Source organism: Serpentinimonas sp. SMBJO2 (genome assembly GCF_056341105.1).
In genome coordinates this window covers 1218954-1234332 of sequence record NZ_CP150628.1, presented here as the reverse complement: position 1 = coordinate 1234332, position 15379 = coordinate 1218954, and the positions used below count along the sequence as shown (strand labels likewise).

The following is a 15379-nucleotide window of genomic DNA, read 5'->3' as shown; positions in this document are numbered from 1 at the left end:
CGCCCATCAACTCGGGCAAGCGGCGCAAGATGTGGTACCCGATTCGTTCACAGATACGCGAACGGAATCGCCGTCACCTCTTTGGAAAGCGGAACGTCGCGCTCGACGAAGCACAGCACCGCACCGGGGCCCACGGGTTTGTTCAACTTGTCGAGCACCGTAAAGTGCCGCTTGGCGTGGTGCGAGGGGGATGCGGTTTTCTTGATCTCGACCGGGTACAGGGTGTCGGCTGCTTCGACGATCAGGTCCACCTCCTGCTGGTCGGCGTCGCGGTAGAAGCTCAGCGGTGCCTCGCGCCCGTTGTGCCAGTAGCTTTTCAGGACTTCGCTCAGCGCCCAGGTTTCCAGCAGCGCACCAGACATGGCACCCGCTTCCAGCGAAGCGGCATCTGGCCAACGGGTGAGGTAAGCCGCCAGGCCGGTATCGAGAAAATACAGCTTGGGCGCTTTCACCAGGCGCTTGCTCAGGTTGGAGTGGTAGGGCTGGAGCAGGTACACCAGCCCCGAAGTTTCCAGCACCGAAAGCCAGGCCTTGGCGGTTTTGTGGTCGATATCGGCTGCGCGCGCCAGGCTGGCGACATTCAGCAACTGCCCGGTGTGGGCGGCTACTGCAATCAAAAAGCGGTTGAAGGCGGTCTGATCCGAGACCCGCAGCACATCCTGCACGTCGCGCTGGATGTAGGTCTGGATGTAGGAACGATAAAACACGTCGCGCACCAGGGGCGCCTGCTCGCCCTGCGTGTGCAGCCGCGGGTAGGCACCGAGCCAGATGCGCTCGAACACCGCCATCAGCCCACCCCGAAAACCTTCGCTACGCTCGGTTCCCCCCTCAAGGGGCAAGAAACTCTTGGGGCGGCCCGGCGAGTTTCTTGAGTGGGGCTTGGGCTGCGCGTGCTGGCGTGCCTGGGCGACCCACTCGGCGCTCGGCACAAAGGGTTTTGATGCGTCGGCGCGCCCGTCCAGTTCGGCTTGCGACAGGCCCAACAGATCGACGATGGCCACGCGCCCGGCCAGGCTTTCGGTCAGGCCGCGCATCAACTGGAACTTTTGCGAGCCGGTGAGCCAGAACTGGCCGTTGCCTTGCGCCCGATCCACCTGCATCTTGATGGCCGAGAACAACTGCGGGGCATACTGCACCTCGTCGATGATCACCGGCGCAGGCCAGGTTTGCAGGAACAGCGCCGGGTCGGACTGCGCCAGTGCGCGCGCGTCCAGATCGTCCAGCGTCACATACCGGCGCGGCGCGCCCTGTGCACACATGCCCAGCAAGGTGGTCTTGCCTACTTGACGTGGGCCTGTGAGCATCAGGACCGGAAAACTGGCACTGATGGCGTGCAGGGTGCGGGCAAGGGTGCGGCGGTACATTTAATTCGTGCAGATTGGAGTAAAAGGCCAATATACACGAAACCAAAGGAGCCGAGCTATGCCACGGCATCGTTCGGGATGGGTCACCTAGGCCCACCAGAAGCTGTGCGGTAGCGCCACCAGACGCTCCGAGAAGGCGACCGTTTCGCGGCCAGCGTAGAAAACCACACCACGCCGGAAGGCCGCCCCTTCGGTTTCTTGCAGGTGGCGCAGGCCGCGAAAATCGCTGGCGTCTACGCTCGCGCTGGCCTTGACTTCGATGCCGGTCAGCTGACCAAGGCGGTCTTCCAGCACGAAGTCGACTTCTAGGCCGCTTTGGGTGCGGTAATGCCACAGGCGCACCCCCTTGGCCGAAAAAGCCAGGTGCTTGAGCAGCTCGCCAGCCACCCAGGTTTCGACCCAAGGGCCAGGCAAGCCAGGCAGCGCCAGCAACTTGCCGGCGCTGTAGTCCAGCAGCGCGGCAAACAGCCCGCTGTCGGGCAAAAAGACCTTGGGTGCCTTGACCAAACGCTTGCCCGGATTGCGCGCCCAAGCCGGCACCCGCTGCAGCAGAAACAGCGTCTCGAGCAAGCCCAGGTAACGCTTCAGGGTCGTCTGCGGCAGACAGCAGGAACGCGACAGCTCGGCTTGGTTGAGCAGGCTGGCGCTGCGCGTAGCGAGCAGTTGCAGCAGATGCGGAACCTCGGTGAGCTGCTCCAGGTTCGCCAGCTCGCGCACATCGCGCTGCAGCAGAGTGTGCAGGTAGCTTTCGAACCAGGCGCTGCGGCGCCGAGCGCTGGTGCGCGCCACGGCTTCGGGAAAGCCGCCGCTGAGCAGCTTGTCGATCCAAAGCCCCCGGTCGACGGGCGGCAGGGCCAACGCGGCCCAATCGTCGCACAGCAGCGCGTCCAACCGGTTGGTGCCCGCCTGCCCCGCCAACTCGGCAGCCGAAAGCGGCCAGAGGGTCAGGATTTCCATGCGCCCGGCCAGCGAATCGGCCAACTGCGGCAGCAGCAAGACGTTGGCTGAACCGGTGAGCAAAAAACGCCCTGGGGAGCGCTCACGGTCGACCGCCGCCTTGATGTCGAGAAAGAGTTCTGGCGCGCGCTGGATTTCGTCCAGCACCACCGGCCCGGCCAGGCCAGCGACGAAGCCTGCAGGGTCACCCTTGGCCGCCGCCAGCACAACCCGGTCGTCCAGCGTCAGGTAGCGCCGGCCGCTCGACTTGGCCAGCGCTTGAACCAGGGTGCTCTTGCCCGTCTGGCGCGCGCCGTTGAGCAACACCACCGGCGTATCGGCCAGCGCTGCGCTGAGCAAGGGTTCGATGTGGCGCCTGAACATGGCTCGTTTATAGCATGAAAATCATCCGCTACGTGGACGATTTTCAGCCACCGCAGGCCACACATCCGTCTTCGCCCCCCAAAAACCAATCCACGGCACGGTGCAAGGCAATGCCGGCCGGAAGTTCCAGCACTGGCGGTATGTCCAGCGCAATCAGGCTGCGCTTGGCCTGCGCAAACTCGGCGCAATCCCCCAGCAGCGCGCGCAGCTCGCGCTCGCGCGTGGCCGCATCGTCCAGGCTGGCGCACACCTGAATCAACTCTGTGCGTCCATCGGGGTAGCGCGCCGCAAAGTCGATCTCGTGCCCTGCCTGGGTGTGCACGTAGCCGACCTCTGCACCGCGTCGATCCAGCTCGTGCAGCACGCAGGTTTCGAGGGCATGGCCCAGATTGGCCTTGCCGGAACGGTCGAACAGCGGGATCAGGCCCACATCGACCGGATAGACCTTGCGCGGGTTGACCATCTTTCGGCGCACCGAATCGGTGGCCAGCGCCAGCACGCGCACCAGAAACGCGTCTTCCAGGTGCCCCAGGTAGGCGTGCAGGGTGCCCTTGGCGACTGCAATGCCCTGCGACTTCAGGTCGCCGTAGAACTTGTGTACGCTGAACGCACCGGCCGGGTTGCCGAGCAACTGCCGCACCAGCCAGCGCAGCGCCAGGGGGTGCGAGACCGCGTGCCGCTCGATGATGTCGCGCAGCAAAACGACATCGACATAGGCTTGCAGCAATTGCTGCCGGTCTCGCGCACCAAGCCCCTGCGCTTCCGGGAAGCCCCCTACGCGCAGATAGTCCTGCAGGCGGCGGTCGAGTGCCGAGCGTTCCGCCTTGGTGAGCCGGGCGACGGACTTGGAAGGCTCGCAGCCGTGGTGGCGCAGATACTCACGAAAGCTGAACGGGGTCACGACCACCTCGACCGCGCGCCCGCGCATGCTGGTCGCCACTTCACGCGAGAGCAGTTTGGCCGAAGAACCGGACAGAAAGAGGTCGATGTTTTCGCCGTCGAGCAGACGGCGCGCAAACAGCTCCCAGCCGGGGACGGTCTGAATCTCGTCCAGGAACAGGGTAGCGCGGCGGCGATCGCGCCACTCTGGTGCCAGACGGTAGTATTCCTCCACCACCAGCCCCAGATCGCTCGCCGTCATGCCGGCCAGGCGCTCGTCCTCGAAGCTGAAATACAGCAGCCCGTCGCGCTCGCCGGTTGCTGCATGTCGGCGCGCCAGCTCCTGCCACAGGAAGCTGGTCTTGCCACTGCGCCGCATCCCGATCACCGCCACCGCCTTGTTCGGTATGCGGGGCAGACGCACGTCCCGATGCGTCAGCACCGGCAAGGGCGCAGCCAGACTGTCGGCAATCTTTTGGCGCACGGCATCGCGAAATAGGCTTTCCATGGAGGACATTTTAGAACATAAACGTCTCTCTCATGAAGACAAGTGGATGCTGGTAGAGCAGCGTAAGCGTACCCCTCCGGGTTGAGCGAAGCCAGCGCCAGGTGTCGTGCACCATCTTGGGCAGGCCGCGTTGGGCGCGCCAACCCAGCCCCACCACGGTCTGCGCCAGTTCACGCAACACGGCGCGTGCCATGAACAATCCTTGGTGCCGCAAGTCCCGGGATGGGACTGGTAACAGCACTAAACGCCAGACATCAGATGATTTCGGCCAGCGGGTGCCCATGGCGTTCATGCCATGCCGCTTGCGCAGCAAAACTGGCTGCATTCTCGCGCAACCACTGCTCGCGGCGCGCCTCGGCCACCGCCTTCCTGAGCGCTGCTTCGGCCACCGCCGAAACGTTGATCTCCAGCGCTTTGGCGTAGTCAAGCACTTCTGCGTCCAGCGTGAGAGATGTTTTGCGTTTGATGACAGATACCACTGGTGGATCCTTGCTCAATATACCGCTCGAATATACCTCAACTGGGTGCGTACCAACGCCCCCCAGCACGCGCACATCCAGGCGTTTTCGCAGTGACACAAATCTATCCTTGCATCAAGCTGCGTACCCCTCCGGGTTGAGCGAAGCCAGCGCCAGGTGTCGCGCATCATCTCGGGCAGGCCGCGTAGGGCGCGCCAGCCCAGCTCGAGCGCGGCGCGGCTGTCATTGGCGTGGAGCTGTGTTCCGGATTGTGCAACACATTCTTCGGCCAAGCGGCTGTTCTGAAGGCCCATGCGCGCAAGCGCGCCCGCCAGCCCTCGGTGCCACGCCAGCCGGTCAGGCCGCACATGGGTTCATCCCTTCAAGCAAGCCTGGATAGCTTGCGGCCCTCAAGCCCGCGAGCACTTGGCCAGTCAGTTTCCAGGCATCCCCCTTGAGACGAACGATCAGCTCCCGCCAGACGCGCCCGAAGGCGCGTATCGCGTCCTCATCGTTGAAGCGCGCGCCGGCTGGAAGCAAGGGTTCAACGTCTTCGGTGAGGCTGCGCGTAAGCTTTTCCAGCATGCGCTGCTCGGCGACCGCGCGGCTGATGGGCTTGCCTTCGAGGGCAAGGTAGTGCTCGAAACAGGCGATGAGCTTATCCGTGTCCAGCGCAAGTTGCTCGAGCCCGCGATGCAGGTCGAACAGGTCGCGGTTCTTGCGCCGCTGCAGCAGGGCGCGCAACTTCGTGCCGAACAATTCCTCCGGTGCGAAGGACATTGTCTCCGTAGCGCCGCGATACCAGTCGTTATCCACGGCGAAAGGGTAAGGCTTGAGGCCCAGCAGGTTGTCGTGTTCGCGGGTGTTGATCTCGATCTTGAGCTTCAAAGTCGCTTGCGCATCGGCCTCTGGCGCGTATTTGTAGATCAGGTGCATCGAGTGTCCGGCTTGTTCGCGATTGCACTTGCCCAACCAAGACAAGGCGTCACGGATCGCATCGACCGTGGCCCCAATGGGTTCAGCGCGGGTCTGCACCAGATCGATGTCTTCGGAATGATGGCACTCCAGCCTTGGATGTAGGCGTTGGGAATCAAAAGTCGACCTCTATCGCTTCATCGACGACGAGCTTCCAGCGCGTGTTCTTTTCATGTGGCACGGCCAGTTCCGGCAGCAGCGGCCTGACCGAAGGGTCGAGCGGTTTCATCGACTTGGCCTGTCGGGCAAATGCCGCCAGGGCATCGGCCTGCCGGACATGGCCGGCCAGATCGAGCAGATAGCCGAGCCGCCGCACCGAGGCGTTCTCGTAATGCGCGGCGGCCTTGGTCAGCTTGCGCGGATCGGCCTGCCCGCCCAAATCCTTCACCATTTGGGCCACGCCATGGATGCCCGCCGCTGCGTGGAAATAGCGCGCGGCATCGAGCAGGGTAAGCTCCACGCCCGCTACCTTGGCAAAGCCTGCTTCGCTCTTGATCTGGTCGAGCCAGTCGGGGCGGTTCACGTGGGCAAACGAAGCGGGGGCCTGATAGATGAACTGGATTCGATGGCGGCCGATCTCCAGCTTGCGGAGCTGGCGCGCAGCGACCACCTGGAACACCATCGCCGCCTGGTGCGACGCGCCGTGAAAGGCCGCCGCGCGCAGCAGTGAAATCCGATAGTCGATCTCCAGATAGCGCATCAACGGGTCGATCCAGCGCACCGGGTCGGGTGCGCCGGCAGCCCGGTCTTCCGGCCGCAGGATCAGGTAAAAACCCCGCCGGGGACTGACGAGCCGCTGCTTTCTGGCCAACCTGGCGGTGGCAGCCATGAACGCCTGCTGGCTGAGGCCAAGAGCAGCCACGCCTTCTTCGCGGCTGAAGTAGGCCCGACCCTGCGCGAGCCGGTCGTCAAGATAGTGGTCAAGTGCACCCATGCCCCGTTTATATTCACAAACAGACAATAAAGCAATGGTTGTTCATATGAGCGGCTGCCCGCCCCAGGGTGCAAGTAAAAAGTCGCTTCAGCTCGAGTACCCCTCCGGGTTAAGCAAAGCCAGCGCCCTGGGCTTGGTTGCTACACGGCGCGCGCCTGCGCCGCAGCCGCGCCGGCCTCCTGCTCCAGGTGCACCCAGTCGACGATGGCGTCGCTGGGGGTGTAGCCGGCCACCAGTTGCTGCATCAGCCGGCGCGTCACGGCCACGTCGTTTGCGCTCAGGGCCAGCTCCAGGGTTTGGAGCGCGGCTTCGAACTCGGGCCAGGGGATGCAGTCTTCGTGCGCTTTCATGATGCGCGGGTGCAGGGTGGGCTTGGGGTTGGCGCCGATCAGCAGCTCCTCGTACAGCTTCTCGCCCGGGCGCAGACCGCTGATGGCGATCTCGATCTCGCCTTCGGGGTGGCTGTCGTCCCTGACCGTCAGGCCCGAGAGTTCGACCATGCGCTGCGCCAGGTCCATGATGCGCACCGGCTGGCCCATGTCGAGCACGAACACGTCGCCGCCCTTGGCCATGGCGCCAGCCTGAATGACGAGCTGCGCCGCCTCGGGGATGGTCATGAAATAGCGCGTGACATCCGGGTGCGTGAGCGTGATCGGCCCGCCGTCGCGGATTTGCTGGCGAAACCTGGGCACCACCGAACCCGATGAACCCAGCACGTTGCCAAAGCGCACCATGCAAAAACGCGTGCGGGTCTGCGCTTGCGCCAGCGCCTGCAGCGCCATTTCGGCCAGGCGCTTGCTGGCACCCATGACGTTGGTCGGGCGCACGGCCTTGTCGGTGCTCACCAGCACAAAGTCGGCCACGCCGTTTGCCGCGGCGGCCTGGGCCGTGAGCAAGGTGCCGAACAGGTTGTTCTTGATGCCTTCGGCCGGGTTGTGCTCCACCAGCGGCACGTGCTTGTAGGCGGCGGCGTGGTAGAGCGTGTGCGGGCGCCAGGTGGACAAAATCTCGTGCAGGCGCTCGCCGTCTTGCACCGAAGCCAGCAGCGGCAGCAGCACGGTTGGCGCGGCGCCTGCTGGGCTGGCCAGCTTTTCTTGCAGTTCCTGGTGGATGGCGTAGAGCGCGAATTCGCTTTGCTCGACCAGCAGCAGCTTGGTTGGGCCCAGGGCCAGAATCTGGCGGCACAGTTCGCTGCCAATCGAACCGCCTGCCCCGGTGACCAACACCACCTTGGCGCTGATGTTGCGCGCCAGCAGGATGTGGTTGGGCAACACCGGCTCGCGCCCGAGCAGGTCGTCGATGTCGATCTCGTGCAGGTCCGACACACCTAGCCTGCCCTGGGCCAGGTCGCTCACGCTGGGCAGGGTGCGCACCGCCACGCGGATCGGGCGCAGGCTGGCCAGAATGGCGTTGCGGCGCTGGCGCGGCAGCGACGGCATGGCCAGCAACACGGTGCGCACGCCGTGCGCCTGCACCAGGCCTGCCAAGTCGTGCGGGCTGTGGATGGGCAGGCCGTTGAGCACATGGCCGTGCAGGCGGTCGTCGTCGTCGAGGAAGCCCACCACCTGCAGCTCGTGGTTGTTGGCCATGGCGGCGGCGAGCTGGCGGCCGGTGCTTCCAGCGCCGTAGATGAGCGCCTTGGGCAGGCTCAGGCGGGTAAAAATCGACTGATACAGCCCGCCCAACCAATAGCGCGCCAAGGCGCGCGAGGCCCCCACCGCCAGCAGCAGCAACATGGGCTGGATCAGCCCCACGCTGCGCGGCACCCCGGGCAGGCCGATGGCCGTGACCACCGTGGCGTAGAGCAAGCCGTAGAGCGCAAAGGCGCGCAACACCATGCGCATGGCCGCCGCCCCGGAGTAGCGGAAGATGACGCGGTAAAACCCGTGCGTGATGAAAATCGGCAAGGCCAGCGCCACCGAGGCCAGCACGGCCCATTGGGGCCGATAGCTGCCTTCGCCGCTCAAGCGCACCCATTCATCCAGCCGCAGGTAGAAGGCCAGCCAAACGGTGAGTACGCACAGGGCCACGTCCAGCGCAAGGGCCAAGGCGCGCTTGCCCTGGCGCGGCATGGCGAGCAGTGCGGCTTTCAGGCGTTGCGCGTGCGCGCTGTCGGATGGCATATTCAATTCCGTATGGCGTCGCCACGCCCCCCGCCAGCCACGGTTGTTTGCAGCAAGTAGCGCAGATAGTGGCGCAGCGACAGTGTGCGGATCATCTGCGCGTCGGTCTGGGCCAGCAGCTCGGGGGTGGACATGTCTATGCCGCTCACCTGCGCCAAGCCCGTGATGCCTGGGCGTACCGCGTACACGCCCAGGCGCTCACGCGCAGCGATCAGCTCGGTCTGGCTCGGCAAGCAGGGGCGCGGCCCAACCAGGCTCATACCCTCGGCGGCGAGATTCAAGACCGCCGTTGAAGTGGGGCAAAAATGCAGACTGGACACCCGGTCCGAAAGAATACGGTTGACCTCTTCAGGCATCCTCATGTTGAAGGAGCGCAAACCAGCTTCGACATGGGCAACAGGAATTTGTAATTTCGCGGCCGCCAATGCACCTGCAAGGGTAGAGTTGGTGTCGCCGTATATCAGCAGCCAGTCCGGCTTTTCGGCCAGCAACACTTTCTCTACCGCCTCCAGCATTCTCCCGGTCATGGCGCCATGTGAGCCGCCGGAAATCTCGAGATTATGAGCAGGAGGAGGAATGCCGAGTTCATCGAAGAAAACACCTGACATGTTTTCGTCATAGTGCTGCCCCGTGTGAACCAGAACCTCCGATAACCGCCCAGATGATTCTGATGCAATGGCACGCGAAACAGCCGCCGCTTTGACGAACTGGGGTCGGGCGCCTACAACAGTGACTACTTTCATGAAGTCGCCTCAAGCAACGCACCCGCAATAAGCTTCTGGTTTTCTTCATCCATGAAGGGGTGCATCGGCAAACTCATGACCTCCCCGGCCACCAGGTCTCCGATTGACAGTTTCACAGCCGCATCTGCCACCGCCGGTTGCCGGTTCAAAGGGATGGGGTAATGCACAGCGGTAGGCACGCCAGCAACTTGCAGTTGCTTCTGCACCCCATCGCGGTTTTTCACCCTCACCGTGAATTGCGCCCACACGCTCTGGTTGTGCGGCTCCACCACCGGCAGCAGCAGTTGCTCAGCCCCTTGCAGTTGCTCCTTGTAGCGGTCTGCCACCACTTGGCGCAAGGCAATTTCTTCGTCAAACACCGCCAGTTTGGGCAGCAAGATGGCCGCCTGCAGAGTGTCTAGCCGGCTATTCACCCCCACGCGCACGTGGTGGTAGCGCCTGTCTTGCCCATGGCGGGCGATCTGTCGGATGCCCGAAGCCATAGACGCTGGTGGTTTCGTAGCTGGCGGCCTGGATCTGTTCGTCTTCGGGGCGAGCATCGGCAAACTGCCATTGCTGGATTTCGTTCACGGCCACACCACCCACGCGCACCGTGCCGTTTTCACCGAGGATGGTGATGGAGCCTTCCAGGTTTTTGGGGTAGGTGAGCATGGTGCAGTTGAGCGAGCCCAGCGCGCCGTTGCGCCAGCGCACGCTGATGACGCCGGTGTCTTCGGCCTCGATGTCACGAGCCAGGGTGGCGGTGTAAGCATGGAGGGAATCGATGGGGCCGATGAGCCATTCGAGCAGATCCACATAGTGGCTGGCCTGGTTCATGAAGGCGCCACCGTCCAGCGCCCAGGTGCCGCGCCATGGGGCTTGGTCGTAATAGCCCACCTGGGGCCGCTGCCAGAACACGTTCAGGGCCACCATGTAGATGCGCCCAAAGCGCTTTTGCTCCACCGCCTTCTTGAGCAGTTGCAGCGTGGCGTTCTTGCGGTTTTGTTTGACCACAAAAAGCTGCACACCCGCTTCTTCGCAGGCGCGCACCATGCGCAGGCCATCTTCCCATTGGGTGGCCATGGGCTTTTCGCTGAGGACGTGCCGCCCGCTGGCGGCCACCTCGATGGCTTGGCGGGGATGCAGGCCGCTGGGGGTGGTCAGGACCACGCAATCGGCCGTGGTGTGCTGCAGCAAGCTCTGCAGGCTGGCATGGCCTCGGGCACCCGTGGCCGCCACGGCTTTGCTCAGGGCAGCCGGATCGATGTCGCACACGTCCACCAGCTCGGCGTGTTCGGCGTGCTGGGCCATGGCGTCGAAATGGTTCTTGGAAATGCGCCCGCAGCCCACCAGGGCAAAGCGGATTTTGCGGTCGGTGATGGGGGTGATCGTCATGGAAGGGGGCATCAGAGCCTGAACACGGTGAAGCCGGCGGCGGCGGCGGCATAGCGGTCGAAAAGGCTTTTCACATCGGCCAGAACGGGCTGCTCGCCCCGGCACAAGGAACGCAGATCGGCCACCGACAGGGCGCGGTATTCATGGTGAGGTAGTACGGGTCCACGCCAATGCAGTGGCCGCCCACCAGGCCGGGCCTGAAGGGCAGGAAGTTCCACTTGCTGCCGGCGGCCTCCAGCACCTCCAGGGTGTCGATGCCCAGCCGCGCAAAGATCACCGACAGTTCGTTGATGAGGGCAATGTTGAGGTCGCGCTGGGTGTTTTCGATCACCTTGGCGGCTTCGGCCACCTTGAGGCTGCTGGCCTTGTGCGTGCCGGCGGTGATGATCTGGGCGTACAGGGCATCTACCGCGTCGGCCACCGCAGGCGTGCTGCCGCTGGTGATCTTTTTGATGGTGGTGAGCGTGTTGACCTTGTCGCCGGGGTTGATGCGTTCGGGGCTGTAGCCGCAGAAGAAGCCCTGGTTGAACTTGAGGCCACTCATCCGTTCCAGCACCGGTACGCACACCTCTTCGGTGGCACCAGGGTACACGGTGGATTCGTACACCACCACACTCCCTGCACGCATCACTTTGCCCACGGTTTCACTGGCCTTGATGAGCGGCATCATGTCGGGCCGGTTGGCTTGGTCCACCGGGGTGGGCACCGTGACGATGAATACCTCGCATCGACGCAGGTCTTCGGCCTGATCCGAAAAAAGCAAGTGCTTGGCGGCCTGAAGCTGCTCAGGCGTGACTTCGAGTGTGCTGTCGCGCCCGGCCTGCAACTCTTGGATTCGGGCGGGGTTGATGTCGAAGCCGATGACGCTGCGCTGCTTGCCAAATTCCACGGCCAATGGCAGCCCAACGTAGCCCAGGCCGATGACGGCCACGGGTTTATTGTTGAGTGTGGCTGGGGTTTGCGTGGTGGTGGGGCGCACTGACCGGGCTTGTGCAGATTTCATGCTTGCTTGTGAACCATGCCGCCTTCTACACGCCACACAGCATGCATGGCACGCAGCGGGCGCGGGCGGTGGGTGATGAGGATGATGGTCAGCTCCGGCCCCAGGGCTTCGATGGCTTGGAGCACGGCGTCTTCAGTGTCGTCGTCCAGCGCGCTGGTGGCTTCGTCGAACACCAGCACGTCGGCCTGTTTGTAGAGCGCGCGTGCGATGGCCAAGCGCTGGCGCTGCCCGCCCGAGAGGCGCACGCCGCGCTCGCCTACCAGGGTGGCGTAGCCGTGCTCCCAGCTTTCGATGGTGTTGGCAATTTGGGCGCGGCGGGCGGCGTCTTGCACGCGCGCGTGATTGATGAGCGGCTCGGGCGTGCCAAAGGCGATGTTGGCGGCCACGCTGGCATCGGCCAGGAACATGGCTTGGGGCACGTGCGCCACGTGGCTTTGCCAGTGCGCGCGCGCTTGTTGGGTATTGATGGCAAGCCCGTCGATGCGCAGCTCGCCCGCGCTGGGCGGCAGCAGGCCGAGGATGATGTCCATGAGCGTACTTTTGCCGCTGCCAGTGCTGCCCACGATGCCGATGCGCGCCCCTTTGGCTATGCTCAGGTTGACGTTGCGCAGCACTTGCGGGCCACTGGCGTTGTAGGCAAAGCTGACGTTGTGCAGTTCAATGCTTTGAGAGAAGTGCAACAAGGCAGCGGGTGTCTGGGTAGGGGGTTTTGAGCTTGCATTTGGTTGTGGCTCGGGCTGCTCTACCAAGGCCAGTACTTCGCGTAAGTAGCCAGTGTTCCCACTCAGCAAAGACCATGCTGTGTAGATGTTTTGCACCATGGGCAACATGCGCTGGGCGGCCAAGGCCAAACCACCAAGAATTGGCACGGCCATAACCGCACTACCATCCTGGGTTTGCAACATAAAGAAAGCCACCATGGCTATGAGCGCCATCCCCAGCGCTTCGACCATGAAGCGTGGCGTAACAGAAATAACGGTTGCCCGCACCTGCACTCGGCGCAAAATGAGGTCTGCTTCATTAAAACGGCGGCCAAAGGTGGCGTGGGTGCCATCGAGCAAAATGTCGCGTATGCCACCAAGGCCCTCTTGCAATACTTGCATGCGTGCGGTAGCGGCCTTGGCTGCACGCAGGCCGTCGCGCACCAGACGCCCATGCGTGAGCCAGTATATGACGCCATAAATGGCACCCAAACCAAAAATGATGCCTAGTGCGACTATCGGCTGAAAAACGACAACCGCCAGCAAAACAACTAGCAATGTAAATACCGAAGTCAAAGCGCCAACCATGGGAGTAATCACCGAACCGATCACTCGCTCAACTTTCAGAACAATGCCATCAATCACCTCGCTGGTGTTGCGCTGAATGTGCACCGTATAAGGCTGGTGAAGGGTGCGGTGAAAAATGTTGCTCACCATGTCGTGGCCAATAGCAAGCGAAAGCTTGACGCTGGCCCACTGCACCACGATGCGCACCACACCAGCCAGCACCACTGCCTTTGCAAATGCCAGCGCCAGCGGCAGCAGCAACTGCCCCGGCTCGGTTATGCCCAGCCGCGCCAGCAAGGGCTGCAGCCAGGCTTGCGCAAACAGCAGTTCGGGGTTGGTAAGCGCTGCCAGAAAAGGAATAATGGCTCCGATGCTGAGCAGCTCGGCAAACGAAGCCAGCACCGACAGGCCCATCACCCCCACCGCCTGCACCTTGCGCCGTGGGCTGAGGCTGCGCCACAGCCGCAGCAGCTCGGCCGTTGGTTGGGGGGTGGTGGGAGGCACGAGGGAGGGGGTGAAGGGGTGTCAGCGCTTGGGGCAGGCTACCGCAGTGGCCGTCATGCTGCTGCATGGTCCACCCCAGGCTGACTTTTTGTTGCCAGCATTCTAGCAGGGTGGGTGAGAGGGGTGTAGGCAAAAACCGGTGCCCGCTGGTGGGAAGCGCCGCTGGTGGGGTGTGCGGCTGCCCCTTGCGGGGCTTGCTGGCGCAGGTAGTCGAGCGTGAGCATGGAGGCCAGCTTCTCGCTCGCTGCAGCCCTCAATTCAGCGGTGTGCTTTCCAGGTACAGGCTTTCGGGTGCAAGGTCGACCTCGTCGTTCCAGGCCACGGTGCGGTGCGCGATGTGTGCGCGCTGGATTGTCCGGGACTTGACATCTAATGAGGCTGGCCCCTTGAACTCCGCAGAACAACCCGCCTAGAAAAACTGCTTGGCAAAGTTGGCGATGGCGATGGCGATCAGGATGCCCATCATCCAGGCCAGCTTGTCCATCTTGGCCTCGACGACGGCAAACTTGGCGTCGAAATGCTCGCGGGATACGAGGTTGGACTGCGCGTCGGCCAGCACGCGCACCACCTGCTCAGCCTGCTTCTCGTCGAAGCCAGCATCGCGCAAACGGCGCGTAGCGTCCAGCGTGTCAAATGTGATCGTGGCCATATGCGGCGCATTCTAGTCTGTTTGGTTTGTACCGACAAGACTTATGGCGTGCGGTCGCCTCCAGCGAAGCGGGGGTGGGTATCGGGCTTGGGGGCTTGGGGACGGGCCAAGAAACCGGGGGCTGTGCCCACACGCCCTATTGCCCAGGCAGCTCGGGCTGATCGGGTACGGCGCTGAGGTAGCGCTCAAAGTGCTCGCGCCGGCCGAGTGCGGCTTGCTGGCGCAGGTAGTCGAGCGTGAGCATGGAGGCCAGCTTTTCGCTCGCTGCGCTGGCTATGAACTGGTTGACGGAGATGCGGTCGCGCGCGGCCAATTCGCGTATCTTGGCGTGTACCGACTGGGGCAGGCGGACGGTCAGGGCGGTCATGGCGGGTTCCTCAGCAAGGCAAGCAGGGCGGCGGGGGCAATGGGCTCGACGCCCAGTTGGGTAATGCGCGCAAAGTCGCGCAAGTTGTGTGTGACCAGGTAACGGCAGCCTGAAGCCACGGCACACTCCAGCACCATGTCGTCGTCTGGGTCGCGCAAAAACGGGCGCCAGAGGTAATGCACATCCTGCAGGTGCGCAATGGAGGCAAGGTAGCGCAGGTAGTTGAGCACGTCTTCGGCGCATAAACCAGGCGGTATGTGTTCGGGTCGCGTGAGCACGGCCTGCCACTCGGTGTAGAGCGCCACACTGAGCGCAATTTGCACCTGAGGGTGCGGCAGGCTGCGCACCAAGGCAAAGCTGGCCCCTTGGCGCGAACGCGCTGCAGCGACGAGTACCGATGTGTCGAGCACGATGCGCATGGTTGCGCCAGTATAACCACATGAACGGCGTTGAGCAAGCGCAAACGCATAGAATAGCTGCGCGTTGAGCTGAGTGCTTGATGCGGGGCCACCCTCACCCCTGCCCCGCTGCCGGGGGGAGAGGGGTGGGTTGCAGGCTGGAGGGCCAGGGGGCGGTAGAAAAGCCGAAGCGGGCGGCAAACTGCTCTTGCGTCATACCCACCCTGGTGCGCAAGGCCTTGATGTCGACCACGTGTGGGCGGTGCTCGCGCACACCGCCGCGCTTGCCCTGCCCGGCGCGCAAGCGGCGCGGGTGCTTCGCCGAACATGTCAAGCTCAGGCATGGCCACGCCCGAGCGGGCCTTGCGCAGGAACAGGTACGAAAGAAATCGTCGGTGGCGCTGCAGGCAAACACGCAGGCGCCAGGGTGGGACGGACGGTGGCGGCCACTGTGTGAGAATTCCCGATCGGTTAATTTGTTTGACAGCACCTTCTTCAGACCTTATAATTTC

The 15379-nt window shown here is 63.5% G+C and carries 15 protein-coding genes and 1 pseudogene; all 16 read right to left on the bottom strand.

Annotated elements, in window-relative coordinates; translation table 11 throughout:
* Positions 1–47: 47 nt before the first annotated feature.
* Complete coding sequence (locus AAAZ40_RS05725; RefSeq protein WP_476661588.1) at positions 48–1364, bottom strand: ATP-binding protein; 1317 nt, start codon at positions 1362–1364, stop codon at positions 48–50.
* Positions 1365–1451: 87 nt separating this feature from the next.
* Positions 1452–2684, bottom strand: coding sequence for an ATP-binding protein (locus tag AAAZ40_RS05720; protein ID WP_476661587.1), 1233 nt, complete (start codon positions 2682–2684; stop codon positions 1452–1454).
* A gap of 43 nt (positions 2685–2727) precedes the next feature.
* Positions 2728–4071, bottom strand: a complete 1344-nt coding sequence (locus tag AAAZ40_RS05715) for an ATP-binding protein (RefSeq protein ID WP_476661586.1) — start codon at positions 4069–4071, stop codon at positions 2728–2730.
* Between the two features lie 10 nt (positions 4072–4081).
* Positions 4082–4264: a hypothetical protein gene (locus tag AAAZ40_RS05710; protein WP_476661585.1), complete on the bottom strand. Its 183-nt coding sequence runs from the start codon at positions 4262–4264 to the stop codon at positions 4082–4084.
* A gap of 61 nt (positions 4265–4325) precedes the next feature.
* Positions 4326–4550 (bottom strand): type II toxin-antitoxin system CcdA family antitoxin, encoded by a 225-nt coding sequence (locus tag AAAZ40_RS05705; protein WP_476661584.1) that lies wholly within the window; start codon positions 4548–4550, stop codon positions 4326–4328.
* Positions 4551–4886: 336 nt separating this feature from the next.
* Entirely contained in the window at positions 4887–5573 is a 687-nt protein-coding gene (locus AAAZ40_RS05700; RefSeq protein WP_476661696.1) for a nucleotidyl transferase AbiEii/AbiGii toxin family protein, read from the bottom strand.
* Between the two features lie 46 nt (positions 5574–5619).
* Entirely contained in the window at positions 5620–6438 is an 819-nt protein-coding gene (locus AAAZ40_RS05695; protein WP_476661583.1) for a type IV toxin-antitoxin system AbiEi family antitoxin domain-containing protein, read from the bottom strand.
* 140 nt (positions 6439–6578) lie between these two features.
* Positions 6579–8561, bottom strand: coding sequence for a polysaccharide biosynthesis protein (locus AAAZ40_RS05690; RefSeq protein ID WP_476661582.1), 1983 nt, complete (start codon positions 8559–8561; stop codon positions 6579–6581).
* 2 nt (positions 8562–8563) lie between these two features.
* The gene (locus AAAZ40_RS05685) at positions 8564–9304 is read right to left on the bottom strand and encodes a UDP-N-acetyl glucosamine 2-epimerase (protein WP_476661581.1); all 741 of its coding nucleotides are present in this window, start codon (positions 9302–9304) and stop codon (positions 8564–8566) included.
* Positions 9301–9786, bottom strand: coding sequence for a DegT/DnrJ/EryC1/StrS family aminotransferase (locus AAAZ40_RS05680; protein WP_476661580.1), 486 nt, complete (start codon positions 9784–9786; stop codon positions 9301–9303). The genes AAAZ40_RS05685 and AAAZ40_RS05680 overlap by 4 nt, the downstream gene beginning before the upstream one ends.
* Positions 9710–10678 (bottom strand): Gfo/Idh/MocA family protein, encoded by a 969-nt coding sequence (locus AAAZ40_RS05675; RefSeq protein ID WP_476661579.1) that lies wholly within the window; start codon positions 10676–10678, stop codon positions 9710–9712. The genes AAAZ40_RS05680 and AAAZ40_RS05675 overlap by 77 nt, the downstream gene beginning before the upstream one ends.
* Positions 10679–10823: 145 nt before the next feature.
* Positions 10824–11681, bottom strand: a pseudogene (locus AAAZ40_RS05670) (nucleotide sugar dehydrogenase); the annotation flags it as partial.
* On the bottom strand, positions 11678–13363 hold the full coding sequence (locus AAAZ40_RS05665; RefSeq protein WP_476661578.1) for an ABC transporter ATP-binding protein: 1686 nt from the start codon (positions 13361–13363) through the stop codon (positions 11678–11680). The gene AAAZ40_RS05665 and the pseudogene AAAZ40_RS05670, both read right to left, overlap by 4 nt.
* A 499-nt stretch (positions 13364–13862) precedes the next feature.
* On the bottom strand, positions 13863–14102 hold the full coding sequence (locus tag AAAZ40_RS05660) for a hypothetical protein (RefSeq protein ID WP_476661577.1): 240 nt from the start codon (positions 14100–14102) through the stop codon (positions 13863–13865).
* A 136-nt stretch (positions 14103–14238) separates the two neighbouring features.
* On the bottom strand, positions 14239–14469 hold the full coding sequence (locus AAAZ40_RS05655; protein WP_476661576.1) for a toxin-antitoxin system HicB family antitoxin: 231 nt from the start codon (positions 14467–14469) through the stop codon (positions 14239–14241).
* Entirely contained in the window at positions 14466–14888 is a 423-nt protein-coding gene (locus tag AAAZ40_RS05650) for a putative toxin-antitoxin system toxin component, PIN family (RefSeq protein WP_476661575.1), read from the bottom strand. Before AAAZ40_RS05650 ends, AAAZ40_RS05655 begins: the two co-directional genes overlap by 4 nt.
* Positions 14889–15379: the final 491 nt, after the last annotated feature.

Bases quoted from the DNA above. Each gene is read 5' to 3' on its own strand.
- AAAZ40_RS05725 (WP_476661588.1), bottom strand. From the start codon at position 1,364: ATGTACCGCCGCACCCTTGCCCGCACCCTGCACGCCATCAGTGCCAGT.
- AAAZ40_RS05720 (WP_476661587.1), bottom strand. From the start codon at position 2,684: ATGTTCAGGCGCCACATCGAACCCTTGCTCAGCGCAGCGCTGGCCGAT.
- AAAZ40_RS05715 (WP_476661586.1), bottom strand. From the start codon at position 4,071: ATGGAAAGCCTATTTCGCGATGCCGTGCGCCAAAAGATTGCCGACAGT.
- AAAZ40_RS05710 (WP_476661585.1), bottom strand. From the start codon at position 4,264: ATGGCACGCGCCGTGTTGCGTGAACTGGCGCAGACCGTGGTGGGGCTG.
- AAAZ40_RS05695 (WP_476661583.1), bottom strand. From the start codon at position 6,438: ATGGGTGCACTTGACCACTATCTTGACGACCGGCTCGCGCAGGGTCGG.
- AAAZ40_RS05690 (WP_476661582.1), bottom strand. From the start codon at position 8,561: ATGCCATCCGACAGCGCGCACGCGCAACGCCTGAAAGCCGCACTGCTC.
- AAAZ40_RS05685 (WP_476661581.1), bottom strand. From the start codon at position 9,304: ATGAAAGTAGTCACTGTTGTAGGCGCCCGACCCCAGTTCGTCAAAGCG.
- AAAZ40_RS05680 (WP_476661580.1), bottom strand. From the start codon at position 9,786: ATGGCTTCGGGCATCCGACAGATCGCCCGCCATGGGCAAGACAGGCGC.
- AAAZ40_RS05675 (WP_476661579.1), bottom strand. From the start codon at position 10,678: ATGACGATCACCCCCATCACCGACCGCAAAATCCGCTTTGCCCTGGTG.
- AAAZ40_RS05665 (WP_476661578.1), bottom strand. From the start codon at position 13,363: ATGGGCCTGTCGGTGCTGGCTTCGTTTGCCGAGCTGCTCAGCATCGGA.
- AAAZ40_RS05660 (WP_476661577.1), bottom strand. From the start codon at position 14,102: ATGGCCACGATCACATTTGACACGCTGGACGCTACGCGCCGTTTGCGC.
- AAAZ40_RS05655 (WP_476661576.1), bottom strand. From the start codon at position 14,469: ATGACCGCCCTGACCGTCCGCCTGCCCCAGTCGGTACACGCCAAGATA.
- AAAZ40_RS05650 (WP_476661575.1), bottom strand. From the start codon at position 14,888: ATGCGCATCGTGCTCGACACATCGGTACTCGTCGCTGCAGCGCGTTCG.